This window comes from Mucilaginibacter sp. SMC90, assembly GCF_022811725.1.
Classification (GTDB): domain Bacteria; phylum Bacteroidota; class Bacteroidia; order Sphingobacteriales; family Sphingobacteriaceae; genus Mucilaginibacter.
The window spans coordinates 6,777,507-6,799,097 of the sequence record NZ_CP094527.1 but is presented as its reverse complement, the minus strand read 5'-3'; the positions used below and the strand labels follow the sequence as shown (position 1 = coordinate 6,799,097).

Below are 21,591 nucleotides of genomic sequence, written 5' to 3'. Positions count from 1 at the left end.
GCTTTAAGCTTTTGGCATTTTGCTTTGAGCTTTTATTCTATACAAATGTTATGACCGTACCGGCCCATGAGTAACCAACGCCAAAACCGGCCAGCAGCCATTTTGACTGTGGTTGTACCGGTTTTTCTTTCATGGCCTCATATAATGCAATAGGCACCGATGATGATACGGTATTACCTACATTGGCCATATAGATATAAAAGTTTTCGGAGGCTATGTCCATCTTTTTGCGAAGATGTTCCAGCATATACTGGTTTGCCTGGTGCAATATAAACTGCCCGATATCAGCTTTGCCTACACCGTTTTTTTTAAGGGCATCTGTTATTAAGCCCGGAATTTCTTTCGAGGTAAAGGCAAAAATCTCAGGGCCATCCATATGCAGGTTGCCGGGCGATTGCTTGTTGCCGTAACCGTCATCTACGGTATCGGTGGTTTTTTCCGGATGGCGAATGGCACCCTGCTTTACCATCAGGTTCCCGGCACCTTTGCCATCGGTACCCAGTTCAAAGTTACCTATGGCTGCAAAGCCTTCGGTACTAACAAGGGTAGCCGCCGCAGCATCGCCAAAGATGGTGCGGTTTCCCTTATCTTTAGGATGTATGAATTTTGAATACGTTTCGGACGTAAGCAGCAGGATATTGGTGGCTATGCCGGCAGCAATCAAGCCTTTGGCTAATGCAAGTCCGTAAACATAACCAGAACATCCCAGGTTAAAATCAAGTGCACCTGCTTTAACCGGGATACCCAGTTTATCCTGGATAATACAGGCCGTTGTAGGTAAAAAATAATCGGGGCTTTGGGTACAATATAGTATAAAATTAATTTCTGCCGGATTGATGTTATGCTCTTCAAAAAGCTGCTGAGCGGCAGCTATCGCCATATCTGACGCAAATTCATCACCGGCGGCTATATGCCGCGTATCGATGCCTATTTTGTTAGCTATTTTTTCAACCCCCCATTCTGGAAACAGGGCCGATAGTTCGGCATTGGTTAGTTTAGTTTGCGGCAAGTAGTACGAAACAGCTTTAATAAAGGCCTGCATTTATCGTATTATAAATCCACCATCAACTACCAGCGTACTTCCGGTTACCCACTTGCTGGCATCAGATAATAAATAAAGCGCTGCATTGGCAACGTCTATAGGTTCACCGTATCCTAAAGGATATTTTTCTTCGTCTTTTTTCATCTGCTCTTCCGTAAACGAGGGGTCGTTAATAAGCTCTGTCCTGATCATGCCCGGCGAGATATTATTAACCCTGATTTTTTGAGGAGAGAGCTCGGCGGCTAATACTTTTTGAACGCCATTTATGGCACCTTTTGAAGCGCTGTACATAGCATTGCCCGGCGCACCTATGTAGTTACCTGCTATGGATGAAATGAATATTATTGATCCTTTTTTATTTAACTTTTTAGCTTTTAACAGCTTGGTAATTAAAAAGGTAGCTGAGAAAAAGTTTGTTTGAAAAATTGCATCAAAGTCGGGCCTGTTTATAAACTTGAACGGTAATGCCTTTATGATACCTGCAGATAGTACTATGCCATCTAAATTTGGCATTAACTGAGCCAGGTTTTCCAGCTCTTCTTCTACCGCCAAATCGGCAACATATTTTTGTCCAGGCACTTCAAGGAGATCAAAAGTTTCTGATAGCCTTTGTTCATTTCTGCCTGTGATATAGGTTTCTGCCCCCATTCCTGAAGCGCTTATAGCAATTTGCCTTCCTATACCAGATGAGGCACCTGTAACTAAGATTTTTTTACCTTTTAAAGAAAACGGATTTTCCATAATATATCAGATCGGGGATTACCAGGTTAGTAGTAGTACACTGCATTGTTGCCCATGACAAGCCCACTCCAAAGCCGCAGGCTATTATGCTGTTTTGCCCATTTTTTAACTCACCGGCACTTTCGGTAACCATGGTTAGGGGGATACTGGCACTGCTGGTGTTGCCAAAGTTTTTTAATGAATAGGGTACTTTATTTTCGGGCAGTTGTAATTTTTTCCTGATACGTTCATTCATCATCAGGTTTGCCTGGTGAAAATAAAAATGATCAACAGAATCTTTATCTATCGCGAATTTGTTTAACAGCAGATTTACCGTTTCCGGAGCTTTTGAAATACCAAAGGAGAATACGTCCATACCATCTAACCACAACTCGATATTGTTACGGCTAATGCCCTGGTCAATCACGTGTTCCTGTAACGATGATTCTGAAAAGCGGTTACGGTGCCCTCCATCGGGTATCATAATTGCTTTATAACCGCTTCCGTCACTTGAAAGATGAAACTTCATTCCTTCATCGCCTTCACAGTATTCCAGCGCAGTTACCGTACCTGCGTCACCAAACAACGGGTATGTGCTTTTATCCTGTTTTGAACAGGAAACAGAGGATACATCGCCAACGCAAAGCAGGGCTTTTTTTATCATGCCGCTTTGCATATAACTGGCCAATGTGCTTAAGCCATAAATATAGCCGGAGCAGCCCAGGGAGATATCAATTGTAAAACAATTTTGCGATAGGCCTAACCTGTGCTGTAATGACGGCGAGGTTGCGGGTACAAGATAATCGGGCGATTGGGTTACAATGATCAGCCCTTCAATTTCCTCTTTGTTCCAGTTTAATTCTTCCAGCAGTTTTTCGGCTGCTGCAAAACACATATCAGATGTGCAGATACCCGGTGTTGCCACATGCCGGCGTTCAACACCGGTTGTTTTGATTAATTTATCGATATCCATACTCGGGACATCGGCAATTTCAAGGTTTTCTTCAACGTATGCGGGTACACACGCCGATATGCCTTTTATAGCAACATTTTTTATGCTTAAAAATGCCATTTAGTTTGATTTTGCCGATACAATATCATAGATCTGTTGTATTGTTTTAGAGTTTCTGATATCATCGCCGGTTAACCTCACTGCGTAGCTATCATCAACCATTGCAATAACCGAAAGGGCTGTCATCGAGCTCCATTCGTCATTTTCTTTAAATAAAGTTTCGGGGGTAAAAGCACTTGTATCTAAATCGTCAAACTGATCAGCAAATTCACTTACAAATTTTTCAATATTCATAGCTTGTGTGTTAGGTTATATTATACTCGTTAAAAATTCATTTTTTCGTTTGGCGGCCTCTTCATCTATAGTAAAATAATAGTTGAGTTCATCTTCGCCAATTATCTGTGCAAACATTTTATGGAACCGCAGCGCTTTTTTATTGTTCTTCCGTACATCAAATAAACACCTTTTATTTTTCAAATGACTTGCCGCAAATTCTGAAAGAAACAGATCTGATTTGATGCTGATAAATTCATCGCATCCGGGTTTTACGATCCAGCTGCCGTTGGTATAGGTGTCATCTTTTATATCATACACCCTTACAACCCCAACCGGCTCATTATCCTCATTGGCAAATAAAAAGTAAAATTCCTGTTGTTTTTCTTCCCGCTTTTTGTATTCCCTGATCCACTCAGTTTGTTTTTGCAAATCATTGTCAGTTGGCGACAGGTGCCTGGCGTGGGCTTTATCGGTTCGCAGGCTTAATATAAATTCGGCATCGCCTTCCTCAACCAATCTAAATATTAAGCCAAATTTATGAAACGGGAACTGCATTTATAATGATTTGTATTCTTTGAATTGATTGTATTCTCTTAAATAGTCTTCTTCTGTGTACAACATGGAAGCCAGTACAAGGCAAATGGCCCCCGACGAAAAATTTGAAATATCGCGCCAAATACCGGGCTTAATATGCAGCCCCATGTACGGACGGTTTAGCTGTACTGTTTTTTTATTAATTCCATCGTCAATAGTAATGTCAAAGCTGCCGCTGGCCGCTACAATAAACTGCTCAAGTTGTTTATGCCCATGCGCCGCGCGCGATTCGCCGCCCGGAATATCGTATAAATAGTATACCCTTTTAACCGCAAACGGAATATGGATATTGTTTTCGACAGGGGTGATATTACCTGCACGGTTATGGATGCGGCGCAAATGAATGATACTGCAATCAAAAACGGTCGACGATTTACCTTCCATGCTTGCTGATTATAAATTGATCAAAGTCCCTGATGTATTCTTTTTCATCATACTTATCATCGGCCAAAATCAGGGCCAGCGAATTGGTAGAGAAGTTCTCAATTTCGCGCCACATCATTTTGGGTACATATAGCCCGTAATATGAACGGTTAAGACTAAACCGCATTTCCTTTTCGCCGTCGTGCAGTATCACATCAAAGCTGCCGCTTATGGCCACAATAAATTCCTGAAGGTTTAAATAGGCGTGACCGCCGCGCCGTTCGCCGCCGGGTACATCATAGATCCAGTAGGTACGTTCAATTTTAAACGGAATATGATTGTTTTCTTCGATGAAGGAAAGGTTTCCGCGGTCGTCTAAAAACTTGGGTAATTGTATGATGTGCGGGCCTTCCATATATAATTATGCCTGGTAACTAACAGTAAAATCGAGGTTAGGATGAATTACACCCGGAGCTAAAGAACTGTTACTGCCCTTGCTCTCATTTTCCACTTCAAACCCAATAAAATCATCGGCTCCAAATAACAGGTAACGCTGATTTTCGCCAAAAATCAGCTTGAATGAATAATTGCCGGCGTTTAACAGGTTAGGCGGAATAGTACACTTAATAGTATAAAACCCGGTTTTTGAATTGTTGTTTGTTGAGATAAGCACACCATTATGAAACACAGGAATTTCATCGCTGTTTCTTAGTTCAAATGTAGCATCGAGATTAATGCCTGCCTTTTGATTAAAAAACACCATCTCAAAGCAAACACCTGTCGACATGGAAATACTTTCGCCTGTAAGTGGCTGGATAATAAACTTAAGCACCCTGATGTTTTCGTTACCGGGGGCGGAGCTTAAATCATCATGATGTTCAAAAGTTGAGCGGGTATTATTATTGGTTTGATAAAAGCTGACCGCTTCAAGCTGTTTGTTTTCATATATCAGCTGCCCGTTTGCAAGTACAATGCCGCGTGTACACAATGTTTTAACAGCAGCCATATTGTGGCTTACAAATAACACCGTACGCCCTTCGTTACGGCTTACCTGCCCCATTTTACCGAGGCATTTTTTCTGAAACTCGGCATCGCCAACGGCCAAAACCTCATCAACTATCAGTATTTCGCTTTCAAGGTGGGCGGCCACTGCAAAGGCGAGGCGCACATACATTCCTGACGAGTACCGTTTAACAGGTGTATCAATATATCTTTCGACACCTGAAAAACTCACAATTTCATCAAACTTCCGCTTGATCTCGGCCTTGCGCATCCCGAGGATAGCGCCATTGAGGTAAATGTTTTCCCGGCCGCTTAACTCAGGATGAAAACCTGTGCCTACTTCAAGTAAGCTGGCTATCCTGCCCCGTAGTTTTACTGAACCAGTAGTAGGGGAGGTAACGCGACTTAATACTTTGAGCAGGGTACTCTTGCCAGCGCCATTGCGGCCTATAATGCCAACGGCGTCGCCCTGTTCAACTTCAAAATTAATATCATTCAGGCTCCATACCACATCGCTTTCGCCTTTTGTGGTACGGTCATTTATTTCGCCTATTTTTAAAAAAGGATCTTCCTTGCCACGCATACGCGCCCAAAAACGTTCCAGGTCGCGTGAGATGGTGCCTGTGCCAAAATCGCCTAACTGGTAGGCCTTTGACAGATTTTCAACTTTTATTGCCTTGCTCATTTATACGGTATCAACAAAAGTTTTTTCAACCTTATTAAATATCACTATACCAACCAGGAGTATTAAAATAGTGCTTATGACGCTGTAAGTAAGTAATTCCCAGCTAAAGCTGCCTTTGCCCAATAAGCCGTACCTAAATGTTTCAATTACGGCGGTAATAGGGTTAAATTTAATAAGCCAGCTGTATTTCGGGTATTTGGTTTGCGCTACCGACAGTGGGTATATTACGGTTGTAGCGTACATTAAAAGCGGTACGCCAAAAGCTACTACAAAAGCTATATCCCGGTATTTGGTAGTAACTGCCGATATGATCATGCCCAGCCCCAGGCCCAAAGATGCAATCATGACAATAAGCAGTGGCAAAAGCAGGGCTGCTGCATTGGGCACAATATGTTCCCCCTTTAAAACAAATATAATGTACAGGATAATGAAAAGCAGGAACTGAACCGCAAAACGGATCAGGTTTGAGAGCACGATACTCAGCGGCATAATAAGCCTCGGAAAATATACCTTGCCCAATATGCCGGCATTGTCTTTAAAAACAGTTGAGGTTTTGTTGAGGCAATCAGCAAAATAATTCCAGATGATAGTGCCGGCCAGATAAAACAATGGCTTGGGCAAACCATCAACGGGGATACCAGCCAGGTTACCAAATATCAGGGTATAAAACAGGATGGTAATAACCGGCTGAACAAAGAACCAAACCGGCCCTAAAATAGTCTGTTTATAAAATGAAATAAAATCGCGCCTAACCAATAATACAAGCAGGTCGCGATAATGCCATATATCTTTAAACTTGAGGTCGAACAGGCTGCTTTTGGCATTTATTTCAATGTCCCACTTTTCCGGGTGTAGATCACTCATGTATTAACTGCTCAAGTTTGGTCATATAATCATGTTCGTTAAAATGGCTTACGCATTTTTCCTGTAAATTTTTGCGGCTATCGGCAGTTATGTGTTTGTTCATGTGCCTGATGATGGCTTCATTAAGTTCATTGAGATTGTCGGGATCGATGGCTTCACCCAGTTCTCCGTTGCGTATGGCATCAATGCTGCCGTCTGCGTTACCGCAAATAACGGGTAAACCGCAGGCCAGGGCTTCGATAAATACAATGCCGAAACCTTCTTTTTTGCTTGGCAAAACAAACACATCGGCAAGCAGGAAGTGCTCAGTAAGTTCAGCTTCATCAATAAAGCCGGTTAAAATCACATGCTTACTTACACCGTGTTTTTCAATCAGCTTTTTTATGCGGATGTATTCCTGTTTGTCATATTTGCCGGATAGTACATATTTAATTTGTGGAAATTTTGATTTTAAGCTCCCAAGTACACTGATAACCTGGTCATATCCTTTATATTGCTCGGTAGATGCCAGTCGTGTTAACGAAAAAAGGATAAAATCATCATCCTGTAAGCCATAGCGACTGAGCAGGTTGTTAGGTTTTGCGAAGGTATTGGGTAACCGCATAAAAGGATCGATAGCGTTGTTCAGTACCATACATTTATCGGCATTTACATTGTGCCTGCTTACCATTTGCTGTTTGGTATAATTGCTTACACAGATCACATTGTCGCAGCGTTTAAGCATCAGGCGCTTAAAAAATGAAAGTGGCCGCCAAACTTCTATGCCATGGGCTACAAGCCATACCCGGCATTTGGGGTTTATGGTTTTTATAATAAGGCCAATTATGGCCAGGTTGATATGGCTTAATATAGCAACATCGGGCTTTACGGTATTGCCTGCAGTTTTTAGCACAAATCCAATCCGGTTTATGCCAAAGCTTTTAAAATTTGCAGCAGGTAAATATTGCTCCATCAGGTCGTTTTGCTTGTCATAAGCCGACCAAAGTTCAAAATCCCAATTATTTTTTGTTGCGGCACTATATAACGAATGCCCAAGTGTGCGTGTCATTTTTTGAATGCCGCCTGTAGCACTGAAAGTTTGTAAGGTAAAAAGAGTTATATTTTTAGCCATTATTTTGAACAAGGTATAAAGCGAAAGCCTTTGACCAATGGATCCTTTTATTTTTAAACTGCTTTATAATATTTTGGGCCGCTTTACCTTTATAATTATCAGTATTGCTTATCTGCTGATGCTCATTCATCCATTTTTGTAAAGGGAATGTGAAACCCATTTTTGGCCTGTTCCAAATTTCAGAAGGAATAAGGCTGTTGAAACTATCAATAAGGATTTTTTTTGGCTGAATTTTGTTAAATCTGATTTCTGGCACAACGCTTTGCGCTGTTTGGTTGAAATCTTCATCCAAAAAGGGTACCCTAACTTCGAGGCCGTGGCTCATGCTCATCACATCAGTATCCCGAAGCAATTGGTTCTGCATATAAAAATGCGTTTCAAACCAGCTTGCGTGTTCATAATCATAACTGTGCGGGGGCCGGGCGGGTACAGTGCCAAATAGCACTTTATTGATATGATCAATACCTGTATCGAGTAAATTGGATATATCGGCCACCGAAAAAAAGCCCCGCAAGGCCATGTAGTCGGCGGCAGGGTGATCAGTAGCCATGGATGTTAACCGTTTATAATTGCTGGGAAAAAAATTGACGGACATTTTTAATAACCATGAAGGCAGCTTGCGCAAATAGCCCAGGTATTTGATACGGTTAAATGATGGATAGCCCCCAAAAAGTTCATCGGCACCAACTCCGGATAATACAGCTTTCAATCCGCTGTCATGGGCATACTTGCTTATAAACCAGCTGTTAATTCCATCGGTGGTAGGCATGTCCATGGCATTAACTATCTGTGGAAAAAAGGTATCGAAATCTGATTGCTTTACGAGGTGTGAAAAATTTTGGCCGTTTATTTTATTGTTGACGATGTTTTGATAACTGCGCTCGTCGTAATTTTTTTCATCAAAAAATATAGAGATGGTTTTAAGCTGTTCTTTTTTTTGCTGATCGGCCAGCAGGGTAATCAGGCTTGAATCTATACCTCCGCTTAAAAATACGCCTATGGGTGCATCGGCAATCAATTGCCTGTTTACACTTTGGTTAAGCATATCATGGATCAGCCGCCGGGCTTCAGCAGCACTTGTTACGGTATTTTGCAAATTATCAGCGTGGTAGCGGTTTAACGTATAACCTGCACTTTGGTGGTTCCAACACAAAAAATGCCCCTTTGGTAAGCTGAAAACATTTTTTAGGGTGGTATACGGTTCAGGGATATGACCAAATGCCAGTAACCTGATTTGCCAGTCGGGGGCTTTTTCGGTAACCAGTCCTGATTCTTTAAATGCCCGCACTTCAGATGCAAAACCCAGTTCGGCACCGTTAACTGAATAATACAGCGGTTTGATGCCTGCAGTATCACGTACCAGGTACGTAAGGGCCTTACCAGTATCATACAGTGCAAAAGCAAACATTCCCCTTAGCCTTGTAAATGCTGCTGTACCCCAATTTAAGTAGGCTTGTAGTATAACTTCGGTATCAGTGGCCGATTTAAATTGCACCCCCAACCGTAACAGCTCAGTTTTAAGCTCAGGGTAATTGTAAATTTCGCCGTTAAAGGTGATCCACACGTTTTTGCCGGCATCTGCCATTGGCTGATGCCCGTTACTGCTAAGATCAATAATTGATAACCGTCGGTGGCCAAAGGCAAGGTGGGCATTTGCATCTTCAAATATCCCCTCGTCGTCCGGCCCGCCATGCTGTAAGGCCCGGCACATCAGTTTTACTTTGTCCCTGATCTCGTTTTGAGATAGCTTTTCAGAAATGATCCCTGCTATACGGCACATCGTTCGTTAAATTTCACAGCTTCGCCCCGTAAGTTACATTGATTTATTGTAACTTATTAATTGTTAATGGTTTATATACAGGGCATAAACCTGATATTTATTGAGCTTTTGGGCGCAAGTAATAAAACATTACCTGTTGTCCAAAAGATTTCTTCATGTTAAAACCGCTCAATGAGCGATGCCGCAACATTAACAATAATGGAGCAGCCAATACTTTCCAGGCGCAAAATCAGTTGCTTTTGCGATCTGCGTGACACAACTTCACCCATCATGCCCTTCAGCGCACCAGCTTTAATGATGATCTTTTCACCCGGCTGCAGGTCTTCTTCCGTTACTTCCAGTTCGTATGGGCTTGCCATGAGCAATTTAAGTTCATGGATTTGTTTATCGGGCATAACAGCAGGTTTGCCCGAAAAGTATAGGAACCTCGAAATGCCTTTGGTCATCAATACCTCGGCTTGTTCTTGTTCGGCAATATTTACAAACAGGTATGATTTTAAAAACGGTTCCTCAACCCATTTCCTGCGGTCGCTCCATTGTTTTAACTGGCGGTGCAGGGGCAGGTAAACATTAATTCCTTTGCTCATTAATGCTTCATATGCCTTTTTTTCGGCTCGGGGGTTGGTGTAAACCGGGTACCATTTGTTTACTGCCATATTAATTTTAGTAACAATTTTTTTAAATAAACAAGCTTATTTAAACCATCGTTTTAAATTCCACCATTTTTTCTTTTCATCGTCAAGATAATAACCGGAGCCCTCATATCCGCTGTAATCCGAATAATAATAGTAGCGTGAACCGGCATTTTCCCCTGTAAACTTAGTGGTGTAGTACCTTGAATGCAGCAAGTCCTCTTCAAAGGCGTTTAATACAATCACTGTGTTATCCAGGTGATATTCCTGCGCTATACGTTGCGGCACTGTTGCGGCGTAATATTTAGACTTGCCCGACCGGATCACGAAAACGTTGATGTCACTTACTCTGATAAGCGGTATGGCGTCTGATACCAGGCCAATAGGGGCGGTATCAATCATCACTACATCATATCTTGTTTTAAGAGTTTCAATCAAAACACCCATTCTTTTACTGTGCAATAGCTCCGACGGATTGGGGGGAACAGGGCCCGAAACTATAAAATCAAGGTTTTCCTGTTCCGAATGATGGATGATACTGTCAACTTCTGTTTGATGGGCCAGGTAATTGGATAAACCGATATCATTAGCCACATGGAAGGTTTTATGTAGCCTTGAGCGCCGTAAATCGGCACCTATCAATATCACTTTCTTATCAATCAGCGAAAGCGTGCTTGACAGGTTTACTGCCACGAATGATTTGCCCTCGCCGGCTACCTCCGAAGTTATACAAATAACCTTACTTGCTTTTTCTGATGAAAGGAAACTGAGGTTGGTACGTACCGAACGGACAGATTCGGCAAAGATTGATTTGGGCTTGCTGATGGCCAGGATCTGTTCACTGCTTTCGTCAAGAGCGTAAGGAAACTTCCGGATTACGCCAAGGATAGGTATGCTGGTTAGGCTTTCAATGGTTTCCTTATCATAAATATAGGGGTTTAAGATCCTGATCAGGATTATGAGGCCCAGGCCTATGGCCAGCCCTAAAATAGTTGCCGTACGATGGATACTGTGTTCATTGGGCGAAACAGGGTTAAAGTTTGGCTGCGCCTGCTCAATGATAGTGGCACCGGGCAGGATCCCGGCGCGGCTGATCTGGGCTTCCAGTTTTTTTTCGGACAGGAAAGAGTATACCTTGTCATTAATATCAAAGTCGCGGTTTAAACTTATCATTTCGCGCTGGGCAGCAGGTAAAGCCTGTATAGTAGCATTAACCTGTCCGAGCTGGGTATCAAGGTACTGGATGTTCTTTTCAATGCCCGAGCGGATCTGTTTTATATTGTTTAAAGCAGTGGTTTTAATTTGAATGATACTATGGTTGATGTTTTGAACGGGTGGCGAATCGGTATTATAAGTGGTCAATAAACCTGCCCGCTCGGTGATCAGGTTATCCAAACGACCAACAAGGGCTTCTAACGAGGGAAGATTAGCAGCACCTACGTTGAAGTTTAAGGTTACATTGTTTTTTTCCTTGTTTATTTGGTCGCTAAGCTGATCGAGCGCTATTAATTGTATTTTTAATAATGATTTATTTGATTCAAGCTCGGCTGCTTTTGTTGCCGAAGTGGTTGAGGCCGATGCAACATCCAGGATCTTAGATTTCTTCTTGTATTTTTCTATCGAACTTTCGGAGCCTTTTACTTCTGATGACAGATAAGCCAGCTGGCTGTCAATAAAATCGATCATTTGTGAAGCCGACTGCGCTTTTTGATTGCGGTCAAAAATCACATACTCGTTCATGATTGCATTGAGTGCATCAGCGGCAAACTGTGGATTTGAGTCTGTTTGCTGAATGGCAATTATATTTGAATTTTTTGCTGTTTCTCCGGCATATAAATTACCTTGAATACGGCCGATAAAATTTTCAGGGATATTGAACTTAAACAAATAAATTGTTTTGGACGGAATTATGCCGGGGTATTTGATTCTGAAACTCGTGTTCCCTACGGTTACAATGTTTCCGTAATTGTAGTTGTTTTGAATCTCCTTGCCATTTATAGTATAGGAAAGGTTGAAAGTTTGTTGGTTAATGGGCTTGAAAGTTAACAGACTGTGGAAAAAGTTAAGGCTGTCAAATTTAACCAGGGTAACATCAAGAGGCTTTTGTGGATAGGTTTCAGAAGTGCGTACCCTGCCCGAAATATAAAAGCTGATGCGATAGTCAAGATCTTTAATTGCCGAAAGTATAAGGGTACGGCTTGTTAACACCGATGTGATACTTTGGATTTTTGAAGGCCCGCGCTCGGGGGTGGTCATTACACTGATAATATCAGAGATCTCTGATTTTTTCTCTTCTACTTTAAGCGTACCACCTGTGGCGTATGTTTTAGGAGTATACCACAGATATGTGTAGGAGATGGCAGAAGTTATAATAACTGATGCTAATATCCAATACCAGCGGCTGAATAGTATTTTACCGATCTTAAAATAATCAATTTCCTGGTTGGGCAGCTTTCTTTGTACTTTTTCTAACTCTTCCATTTACCGATGAGAAAGCGTAAAAATAATTAAGGCAGTATTGAGCAGCAGTAACACAGGCTGCGTTATTACAGAAAGGTTTTGCAGTTTATCATTGCGTACGGCACGTTTGTTTTGTGCTATGTAAATAACATCACCGCTTTGAAGTACGGCACGGGGATCATTTATTGACTGGATATCCCGGAGATTGATTTCCGTTACCTGCGGATTTTTTTGATCGCCCCTTATTATTTTTACATTTGATTCATTTGCCCTATCTGTCAGGCCTCCTGCTTCACCAATCATTTCAACCAAAGTGGTCCTGTCTTTTGTTAACGGATAGTTTCCCTGCCCTTTAATTTCGCCAAGTATAGTTATCTTAAGGTTAACGATCTTTAGCTCAATTATCGGATCTTTCAAAAGGTTTTTACGGTAAAGTTCCTCAATTTGTTTTGCTGCCTCCGGCCTGGTAAGGCCGGCAACTTTTACATGGCCAATAACCGGAAGAGCAACCGTGCCATCATCTTCAACCTGAAATGACTGCCCCGTAGACGAGCCGCCACCGCTGCCGCCTGCATTGGCAGAAGGAGCATCGTCAACAATATACTTTGTACTTTGCAGGTTCCTGATCTGCAGTACATCCTGTGCTTTGATGCGGTATGGGCCTGCAACATCGCTTCCTTTTGACGCCGTATCGGTAATATTATACTTTTGCTCAAAAAGATATTGATATTGTTTGTTTGAGCAGGAGGTTAGTAAAAAAAGTATCCCGATAATCAGGCAGGTAGGTGTATAATTCCGCATGTTTAGCTATAAAGTTCCACGGTATATTTAATATAATTAGGCTCCAAAGTCAAAATTACATATTTTCGGCTATTAATACGTTGTATTTTTCCCAAAGTTGCAAGGTTGAAGATCTCGGTTATTACCATCGTTTATAATGCCAAGGATACAATTAAAAGATGTATCGAATCTGTAATAGGCCAGGATTACGATAATATTGAATATATCATAATTGATGGCGGCTCAACAGATGGGTCCCTGCAAATAATCAACCAATATAAATCACATATTAAAGTTTTAGTATCTGAGCCGGACCGGGGTATTTATGATGCCATGAATAAGGGGATCAGGCTGGCTACAGGCGAAATAGCAGGCATGCTCAATGCCGACGATTTTTTTGCTGATCAGCATGTTATGTCGGCCGTTGCGTCGGCTTTTTTAAGCAGCAATGCCGGGGTTGTTTACGGAAATCTTGACTATATAAATTCGGCTGGAAAAATTATCCGCAGATGGAAAAGTCACAACTGTGGAAAAAATTCCTTTAACCGTGGTTTTATGCCCCCGCACCCTACCTTTTACTGCAAGCGCGCATTGTTTGAAAAATACGGTTTTTATAGCCTTGAATATGGTTCTGCTGCCGATTACGAATTAATGGCAAGATTCGTGCATAAGTGGCAGGTAAGCAGCTTTTACCTTAACATGATTATGGTTAAAATGCAGGTGGGCGGGGTTAGTAATGCTAATTTGATAAACCGGGTTAAAGCATGGACGTTTGATTTGAAAGCGATGCGCGAAAATGATGTGTTTTTACCCGTTTTAGCGGTTGTCCTGAAACCCATTAGGAAGATTTTTCAATTTCTTTAATTTTTAGTTAACCTTTTGTATTGTCAGCCGTATAAATGCTTATAAATGAATAAGCCGGTCACTAACACATTTATAGCATATGCTTGAATTTCTACGCTCTTATCATTTTGTTTATAATGTGCTGATAGTTGTATTTTCAACCCTGGTAACATTATTATGTATCCCCTCAATTTTACACGTTGCGCGTGCACGTCATTTGTATGATGATGTTGGCCATTTCAGGAAACAGCACGATCATGGCATTCCGCGTTTAGGAGGTGTGGCAATTTTTGTAAGCTTTACTATCACTGTGCTGTTATTTAGTATTATTGATAAGTCGCTGCCAATCAGTTACCTGCTTACAGCGTGTATCATTCTGTTTGCTATGGGGTTAAAGGATGATCTTTCGGGAGTTAATTCCAGCACTAAGTTTATGATCCAGTTTGTGGTTGCCGCTATACTCGTTATTCCCGGGGATATCAGGATCAGCAGCATGTATGGGGTTTTTAATATTTCGGCCCTGCCATATATACCCAGTGTAATGCTATCTATACTGGTCATTATGCTTATTATCAACTCATTTAACCTTATTGACGGTATTGATGGCCTGGCTGCAACTACAGGGATCATTGCCAACAGTAGTTTCGCTGCACTTTTTATTTATATGCAGCAGTATGAACTTGCGGCAATTTCGCTTGCTATGGTTGGGGCTGTAGTTGGCTTTTTACGTTTTAATATAACGCCTGCCAAAATATTTATGGGCGATACCGGTGCATTGCTCATTGGCCTGGTAACTGCCGTAATGGCCATTAAATTTATTGAGCTAAGTAAGGTTTCAACAGTTAAAATGCCTTTTATATACACGGCTCCTGCCTTAATTGTAGCTATACTTATAGGCCCTGTTTTTGATACGCTAAGGGTTTTTACCATCCGTATCTTAAACGGAAAATCTCCTTTTGATGCTGATCGGAACCATATTCACCATCGTATATTAAAAATTGGATTAACACATTTGCAAACTACGCTTGTTTTGGCGTGTTTAAACTTAATATCCATAGTAATGGTACTAACCTTAAATGGTTTAAATAATTCTTTACTTATCGTATTGATATTTTTACTATCAATATCATTTAATGGTGCAATAACTTATTTTATCCGTTCAAAGAAGCGTGGGTTCCTGATGTTCAGGAATTTTGGCGATTAATAAGCAATTGTAACCCGCAGGTAGTAATACCATAAATAAACAAAATAACCACCCATCTTCATTAACTTTGATGCTTTATTTCAGCATGCAATGAAGATAGCAATAAACGGTTTTGGCCGCATTGGCCGTATATTTTTGAGGAACATTTTATCGCACCCCGAAATACAGGTGGTAGCCATAAATGACCTTACCGACACGCAAACTCTTGCTCATTTATTCAAGTACGATTCTGTTCACAGGGGCTTTAAGGGCTCAGTTAGTTTTGATGATAACGGCCTTATTATAAACGGTAACCGCATTCAGGTATTTGCCGAGCGCGACCCGCTTAAACTGCCCTGGAAAGCACTGGATATTGACATCACCATTGAATCTACCGGAAAGTTTACCTCGAAGGAAGGTGCTGAAGCTCATTTAACTGCCGGGGCGCGACAGGTGATCATATCGGCACCATCAACCGATAAAACTGTACCAACCGTAGTACTTGCCGTAAACGATGGTCAGGTAGATCTGCAATCGCCGGTGCTGTCAAATGCTTCGTGTACAACTAATAATGTTGCCGCTATGGTAAAGATACTTGATGAAAACTGGGGCATTATTGATGGCTACATTACCACAGTACACTCTATGACCGGCGATCAGAACCTGCATGATGCTCCTCACAAGGACCTTAGAAGGGCGAGGGCCGCATCTGCTTCCATCATACCAACTACAACGGGTGCTGCTAAAGCTATCACGTCTATATTTCCACATTTGGAAGGCCGCCTGGGGGGAGCCGGGATCCGTGTACCGGTGCTTAATGGTTCATTAACTGATTTTACCTGCAGCCTGAAAAAGCTGCCAACTATAGCTCAAATTAACGAGGCTTTTAAGCAAGCTGCTAACGGGCCAATGAAAAATGTTTTGGAATATACCGAAGACCCTATTGTATCAACCGATATATTGGATAATCCGCATAGTTGCATTTTTGATGGGCAGCTAACATCAATAGTGGGCGGGCTTGTAAAAGTTGTTGGATGGTATGACAATGAAATGGGCTATAGCAGCCGCCTTGCCGATTTGGTTGTTCAGATTGCTGAACTTAAAAAGCAGCCGGCCTAAGCCGGCTGTATAAAATTATTTTTTGTATTGTACGGCAGCAGTAACCGATATGGTATCTGAGTTTTTGCCGCCTGTGTAATAATATGAAGAAAAGCCAATTACATCCTTGGTTAAGCTTAGAACATTGTTTTGGGCTTCTACGGCAAGATCATGCTGTTTATACGCTTTTGAAAATACAATAACCCTTTCCAGTACAAGTTTGGTAAACTGTTTGCCATTTAAAGTTAATGTTGAGGCCGATTTAATGACTACGTTGTTAAGGTTATCGTCAAGATAATTTGTTGCTACCTGGTGCTCCTTATTAATAGTAGTAAAGTCAAATTTAGCCAGTCCCGATTTGGAAAAATCCTCTTTAAAGTGTACTGCCGATGATTTTTGATAATCATCAGTATTCAATATCAAATTAGCGGTTTCGGTATAATTTAAATAGAGCGTGTCATTGCTTACTTTGGTATTTACAATCTGGTCGGCAATGTCAAGGTTTATTGAAGCCGGTGATGTACCTATGTTTGTATCCGTGTTGGTACCGGTATTAGTACCGGTGTTTGTGCCGGTTGATCCTTTAATTACTTCAGAAACAATATCTGTTTTTTTGCAGCTAAAAAGTACGGTTGCGAGAATAAGGCAGGTTAAATATTTTTTCATTTTATACTCAGTGTTTTTCTTCACTTTTTGCAACAACTGTGCCTTACTCCTGATTTGTTTAACACTAAGTAATAAGCAAAACTTTTTAATTGATGGTTGTAAATGGGTGGCGGCTTGACGAAACATTAACCTTGAGTTATTATTTGATTGGGATTAAAATTCCCCATTCCGGGAATTTTTCCAATTTTGCAGGCATGATCAGGTTTATAACAGTTGATGAATTGCTGCACGTGCGCAATGAGGTATTGCGCGAAGGGAGGCTCACCCTTGATGAATGCCGTTTCCCGTCAGATAATGTGGAGGGAAATTTTCATCTTGGTTACTTTGTTGATGACAACTTAGCTTGCATTGCTTCGTTTCACCCGCAAAGTTATGGTGAATTTAGCGGTACCGGGTACCAGCTTCGGGGCATGGCAACAACCGAAAAATACCGTGGGCAAGGTTTCGGTAACCTGTTGGTTAATTTTGCTTTGGTGTATCTGCGTGGTCAGGGGGCAGGTTACCTGTGGTGCAATGCCCGTAAAAAAGCCATTCGCTTTTACAGTAGCCTGGGCTTCGAGATCGTGTCGCCTGAATTTGAGGTTCCCGGCATAGGTCCTCATCATGTAATGTATGTTAAAATAAGATGAAGTTTTGGCGGGTTCAAACAGCTTTTTTCCTTTTTCGTTAAGTATTTTGAATTAAAATGCTCAATTTGCGCCCGTTCATAACAAATGACCCTTTAATAGATATGAAAACAATAGATCAAATTAGTTTTGCCGGCAAAAAAGCCCTAATCAGGGTTGATTTTAACGTGCCTCTTGACGAGAATTACAATATTACTGATGATAACCGTATGACGGCAGCTTTGCCAACCATTAAAAAAATATTAAAAGATGGTGGTAAAGTTATCCTGATGTCGCACCTTGGCAGACCAAAAGATGGTCCTACTGATAAATATTCTTTAAAGCATATCGTATCTCATTTGTCTGATCTGCTTGGTCAGCAGGTTCAGTTTGCTGATGATTGTATTGGCGAGCAGGCGGTTGAAAAAGCAAAAGCACTTGGTAATGGCGAGGTTTTATTATTAGAGAACCTTCGTTTTTACAAAGAGGAAGAAAAAGGTGATGTTGCTTTTGCCGAGAAATTATCAAAATTAGGTGATATCTATGTAAATGATGCATTCGGCACAGCTCACCGTGCTCACGCTTCTACCGCTATTATTGCACAGTTTTTCCCCGACGCTAAATATTTCGGCTACCTGATGGCTGCCGAATTGAATAATGCCGAAAAGATCCTGAACAACGCACCTAAGCCTTTTACTGCTATTATGGGTGGTTCAAAGGTTTCGGATAAAATAGAGCTTATTGAAAAATTACTTGAAAAAGTTGATAACCTGATCATTGGCGGTGGTATGGCTTATACTTTCGCTAAAGCAGATGGTGGTAATATTGGTACTTCACTGGTTGAGATGGATAAACTTGACCTTGCATTAAGCTTAAGGCAAAAAGCTAAAGAAAAAGGTGTAAACCTGTTATTGCCTTTAGATAACATTATTGCCGATGCATTTTCAAATGATGCTAACACTGATATTGCCAAAACAGGCGAAATAAAAGACAACTGGATGGGCTTAGATATCGGTCCTGAAACAGTTGCTTTATTCAGCAAGGTAGTTGAAGAATCAAAAACCATTTTATGGAATGGCCCAATGGGAGTTTTTGAAATGGAGAAATTTTTAGGCGGTACCAAAGCTATAGCCGAAGCAGTAGCTAAAGCTACTGAAAATGGTGCTTTTTCATTAATTGGCGGTGGTGACTCTGCTGCGGCAGTAGCCAAATTTGGCATGACCGATGAGGTAAGCTATGTATCAACCGGTGGTGGTGCTTTGCTTGAGTACATGGAAGGCAAGGAACTGCCTGGTGTAAAAGCAATAAACGAATAATAGTAATATTATCAAATTCTTAAAAAGGTTCGGCTTATAAAGCCGGGCCTTTTTTGCGTTAAGTGATAAATTAAAACATTTATTGCAGTTGGTTTTAATTGTAACAGAAGGCTTTTGTTCCGTTAAAAAAAGCTGCTGTTAAATTGCAGTATCAGCAGTTGTTCAATTTGTTTTATTCGGTTACATTTGACTGACTGACAAAATTTTTATGAAGAAAAATTTACTTTTCATTTTTTGCCTCTTGCTTTCCGCATCAGGCCTTTACGCACAGCCCAAAGCGCCTGATGCGGATTATATTAAAGCCAATTACCAGAAATATGAATACCAGATCCCGATGCGGGATGGCAAAAAGCTGTTTACTTCAGTTTATGTGCCCAAGGATCAATCAAAAAAATATCCTTTCATGATGGATAGGACGCCATATAGTGTTGCGCCATATGGCACCGAACTGTATAAAGGCAGCCTTGGCCCGTCATCGTTATTTGCGCATGATGGTTATATTTTTGTTTATCAGGATGTTCGCGGGCGCTGGATGAGCGAGGGCATTTATGAGGAAATGACCCCCGAAAAAGAAGATCATAAAACCAATAAAGATGTTGATGAAGGTACCGACACCTATGATACAATTGACTGGTTGTTAAAAAATATTCCAAACAACAATGGCAAGGTTGGAGTATGGGGCATTTCATATCCGGGTTTTTATACTACTACTGCTTTATTAAGCCGCCACCCGGCTTTGGTAGCCGCATCACCGCAGGCCCCGATTGCCGATCTGTACCGTGACGACGCTTTTCATAACGGAGCCTTTATGCTGGTTGCCAACTTTGGTTTTTACCCCGGCTTTACCAACAGGCAGGATGATAAACCAACCCAGCGCCGGGGCAAAGGCTTTGATCCCGGTACCGAAGATGGTTATGACTTTTTTCTGAAAATGGGCTCTATGAGGAACTCAAATGTTAAGTATTATAAAGATACTATCCGCCTCTGGAATGAAATGCTTGACCACCCTAATTATGATCAGCACTGGAAAGACCGTAATGTGCTTTATCATCTTCATGATATAAAAACAGCGGTGTTGGTAACCGGTGGCTGGTATGATGCCGAAGACCTTTATGGAGCTATCAATACCTATAAAACGTTGGTAAAGGAAAACCCTAAAACTCCTGTATATTTTGCTATGGGCCCGTGGGTACACGGCGGCTGGGCACGAGGCGAGGGCGATCATTTAGGTGATGTTGGTTTCGGCGGCCCTACAGGTCCGTTTTATCGCGAAAAAATTGAGTTCGCTTTTTTTAGCCACTATTTAAAGGGTACTGATCTTGACCTTAAACCTGTATCAACCTTTGAAACCGGTATTAATCAATGGAAAACTTATAATACCTGGCCTCCAAAAGAATCTACAGAAAAAAATCTGTACCTCCTACCGGGCGGAAAGTTGTCTTTCGCGGCACCTGCTGTGGCTGCCAATACTTTTGATGAATTCATCTCCGATCCTAATAAACCGGTGCCTTTCATCAACAGCATTGATATGGATATGAAACGCGAGTACATGACTGCCGACCAGCGGTTTGCCGCGCAGCGCCCTGATGTGCTTACCTATAAAACGGATGTTTTAGATAATGATGTAACCATTGCCGGTAATATCTGGGCTAACCTTAAGGTATCAACAACCGGTACTGATGCCGACTGGGTAGTTAAGGTGATAGATGTTTATCCGGATTCTACCCAAAATAATAAATGGGCTGGTAAAGACGTATACCTGAGCGGCTACCAGCAAATGGTGCGCAGCGAGGCCATGCGCGGCAAGTTTCGTAATGGTTTTGATAAACCCGAGCCTTTTGTGCCTGGTAAGGTAAGCCCCGTAAATTTTGAATTACAGGATGTATTGCACACCTTCAAAAAAGGTCACCGCATAATGGTACAGGTACAAAGCACCTGGTTTCCGCTTATTGACAGGAATACACAGCAATTTCAGGATATCATGAAGGCTAAGGATACCGATTTTAAGAAAGCAACACATAAAGTTTACACATCAAAAACAAACCCGAGCTATTTGAAGGTAAGGGTTATTGAGTAAAGCAATATGAAGCGTTTGGTTTATGTATTCGTGTTATTGATAGCAACTAATGCTGGTTGCAAAGATGGAAAAGGGAAAAGTGAACCTGGTGTTATGTTGCAAAAGGATGATCCAACTTTTTTGGCTTTAAAAGATACTGCTCAAAAATACATGCCTCAATTTATTGAGGCGTTGGCAAAAAAAACCAAAGATTTTAGGTTTGTTATAAAATCAGATTTTAAAGATGGCGCAACGCATGAACATATGTGGTCACAAATTCTCGAATGTAAATCCAATAAGTTTAATGGGATGTTCATCGATTCCGCAATAGATGTTAAAAATGTCCATAATGGTGACAGCGTTTCGGTTAATATGAAAGATGTGGAGGATTGGGCTATTTATAATGATAAAGATGAACTGATAGCCGGCGCATTTTCTGAGGAGTATTTAGAAGATAAGCGGAAATAGTCATTGTAAGTTTGCATAGATATATAACAGCCTCA

At 41.3% G+C, this 21,591-nt stretch carries 22 protein-coding genes; 7 read left to right on the top strand and 15 right to left on the bottom strand.

All coding sequences use genetic code 11. The annotated features are described in order from the left end of the window. Window positions 1-37 precede the first annotated feature (37 nt). The 14 genes from MTO98_RS28255 to MTO98_RS28190 form a co-directional block, all read right to left on the bottom strand. On the bottom strand, window positions 38-1,042 hold the full coding sequence (locus tag MTO98_RS28255) for a ketoacyl-ACP synthase III (RefSeq protein ID WP_243482317.1): 1,005 nt from the start codon (window positions 1,040-1,042) through the stop codon (window positions 38-40). Continuing rightward, window positions 1,043-1,783, bottom strand: coding sequence for an SDR family NAD(P)-dependent oxidoreductase (locus tag MTO98_RS28250; RefSeq protein ID WP_243482316.1), 741 nt, complete (start codon window positions 1,781-1,783; stop codon window positions 1,043-1,045). It abuts the gene before it with no gap. Beyond that, complete coding sequence (locus MTO98_RS28245; RefSeq protein ID WP_243482315.1) at window positions 1,755-2,834, bottom strand: 3-oxoacyl-ACP synthase III family protein; 1,080 nt, start codon at window positions 2,832-2,834, stop codon at window positions 1,755-1,757. Before MTO98_RS28245 ends, MTO98_RS28250 begins: the two co-directional genes overlap by 29 nt. After that, complete coding sequence (locus MTO98_RS28240; protein WP_243482314.1) at window positions 2,835-3,068, bottom strand: acyl carrier protein; 234 nt, start codon at window positions 3,066-3,068, stop codon at window positions 2,835-2,837. A gap of 15 nt (window positions 3,069-3,083) precedes the next feature. Next, window positions 3,084-3,605 (bottom strand): GNAT family N-acetyltransferase, encoded by a 522-nt coding sequence (locus MTO98_RS28235; protein ID WP_243482313.1) that lies wholly within the window; start codon window positions 3,603-3,605, stop codon window positions 3,084-3,086. Beyond that, complete coding sequence (locus tag MTO98_RS28230) at window positions 3,606-4,028, bottom strand: FdtA/QdtA family cupin domain-containing protein (RefSeq protein ID WP_243482312.1); 423 nt, start codon at window positions 4,026-4,028, stop codon at window positions 3,606-3,608. After that, window positions 4,018-4,422 (bottom strand): FdtA/QdtA family cupin domain-containing protein, encoded by a 405-nt coding sequence (locus MTO98_RS28225; protein WP_243482311.1) that lies wholly within the window; start codon window positions 4,420-4,422, stop codon window positions 4,018-4,020. Before MTO98_RS28225 ends, MTO98_RS28230 begins: the two co-directional genes overlap by 11 nt. A 6-nt stretch (window positions 4,423-4,428) precedes the next feature. Next, entirely contained in the window at window positions 4,429-5,694 is a 1,266-nt protein-coding gene (locus MTO98_RS28220) for an ABC transporter ATP-binding protein (RefSeq protein ID WP_243482310.1), read from the bottom strand. Further along, window positions 5,695-6,558, bottom strand: a complete 864-nt coding sequence (locus MTO98_RS28215) for an ABC transporter permease (protein WP_243482309.1) — start codon at window positions 6,556-6,558, stop codon at window positions 5,695-5,697. Beyond that, a complete protein-coding gene (locus tag MTO98_RS28210) occupies window positions 6,551-7,669 on the bottom strand; it encodes a glycosyltransferase family 4 protein (protein WP_243482308.1) in 1,119 nt (372 codons plus the stop codon). The genes MTO98_RS28215 and MTO98_RS28210 overlap by 8 nt, the downstream gene beginning before the upstream one ends. Next, on the bottom strand, window positions 7,662-9,449 hold the full coding sequence (asnB, locus tag MTO98_RS28205; protein WP_243482307.1) for an asparagine synthase (glutamine-hydrolyzing): 1,788 nt from the start codon (window positions 9,447-9,449) through the stop codon (window positions 7,662-7,664). Before asnB ends, MTO98_RS28210 begins: the two co-directional genes overlap by 8 nt. Window positions 9,450-9,607: 158 nt before the next feature. Then, the gene (locus MTO98_RS28200) at window positions 9,608-10,105 is read right to left on the bottom strand and encodes a UpxY family transcription antiterminator (protein ID WP_243482306.1); all 498 of its coding nucleotides are present in this window, start codon (window positions 10,103-10,105) and stop codon (window positions 9,608-9,610) included. Window positions 10,106-10,141: 36 nt separating this feature from the next. Then, complete coding sequence (locus tag MTO98_RS28195) at window positions 10,142-12,562, bottom strand: tyrosine-protein kinase family protein (RefSeq protein ID WP_243482305.1); 2,421 nt, start codon at window positions 12,560-12,562, stop codon at window positions 10,142-10,144. After that, window positions 12,563-13,342: a polysaccharide biosynthesis/export family protein gene (locus MTO98_RS28190; RefSeq protein ID WP_243482304.1), complete on the bottom strand. Its 780-nt coding sequence runs from the start codon at window positions 13,340-13,342 to the stop codon at window positions 12,563-12,565. Window positions 13,343-13,447: 105 nt separating this feature from the next. On the opposite strand from MTO98_RS28190, the gene MTO98_RS28185 reads away from it, so the two are divergent. The 3 genes from MTO98_RS28185 (at window position 13,448) to gap (ending at window position 16,466) form a co-directional block, all read left to right on the top strand. Continuing rightward, window positions 13,448-14,185: a glycosyltransferase family 2 protein gene (locus MTO98_RS28185; RefSeq protein ID WP_243482303.1), complete on the top strand. Its 738-nt coding sequence runs from the start codon at window positions 13,448-13,450 to the stop codon at window positions 14,183-14,185. Window positions 14,186-14,264: 79 nt separating this feature from the next. Further along, window positions 14,265-15,368: an MraY family glycosyltransferase gene (locus MTO98_RS28180; protein WP_243482302.1), complete on the top strand. Its 1,104-nt coding sequence runs from the start codon at window positions 14,265-14,267 to the stop codon at window positions 15,366-15,368. 90 nt (window positions 15,369-15,458) lie between these two features. Continuing rightward, on the top strand, window positions 15,459-16,466 hold the full coding sequence (gene gap, locus MTO98_RS28175) for a type I glyceraldehyde-3-phosphate dehydrogenase (RefSeq protein WP_243482301.1): 1,008 nt from the start codon (window positions 15,459-15,461) through the stop codon (window positions 16,464-16,466). A 15-nt stretch (window positions 16,467-16,481) separates the two neighbouring features. Here gap and MTO98_RS28170 read toward each other — a convergent pair whose 3' ends face one another. Beyond that, window positions 16,482-17,111, bottom strand: coding sequence for a hypothetical protein (locus MTO98_RS28170; protein ID WP_243482300.1), 630 nt, complete (start codon window positions 17,109-17,111; stop codon window positions 16,482-16,484). Between the two features lie 194 nt (window positions 17,112-17,305). On the opposite strand from MTO98_RS28170, the gene MTO98_RS28165 reads away from it, so the two are divergent. The 4 genes from MTO98_RS28165 (at window position 17,306) to MTO98_RS28150 (ending at window position 21,556) form a co-directional block, all read left to right on the top strand. Next, window positions 17,306-17,740, top strand: a complete 435-nt coding sequence (locus MTO98_RS28165; protein ID WP_243482299.1) for a GNAT family N-acetyltransferase — start codon at window positions 17,306-17,308, stop codon at window positions 17,738-17,740. A gap of 101 nt (window positions 17,741-17,841) precedes the next feature. Beyond that, on the top strand, window positions 17,842-19,032 hold the full coding sequence (gene pgk / locus MTO98_RS28160; protein ID WP_305852736.1) for a phosphoglycerate kinase: 1,191 nt from the start codon (window positions 17,842-17,844) through the stop codon (window positions 19,030-19,032). Between the two features lie 208 nt (window positions 19,033-19,240). Further along, complete coding sequence (locus MTO98_RS28155) at window positions 19,241-21,109, top strand: CocE/NonD family hydrolase (protein ID WP_243482298.1); 1,869 nt, start codon at window positions 19,241-19,243, stop codon at window positions 21,107-21,109. Between the two features lie 6 nt (window positions 21,110-21,115). After that, the gene (locus MTO98_RS28150) at window positions 21,116-21,556 is read left to right on the top strand and encodes a DUF2314 domain-containing protein (protein WP_243482297.1); all 441 of its coding nucleotides are present in this window, start codon (window positions 21,116-21,118) and stop codon (window positions 21,554-21,556) included. Window positions 21,557-21,591 lie beyond the last annotated feature (35 nt).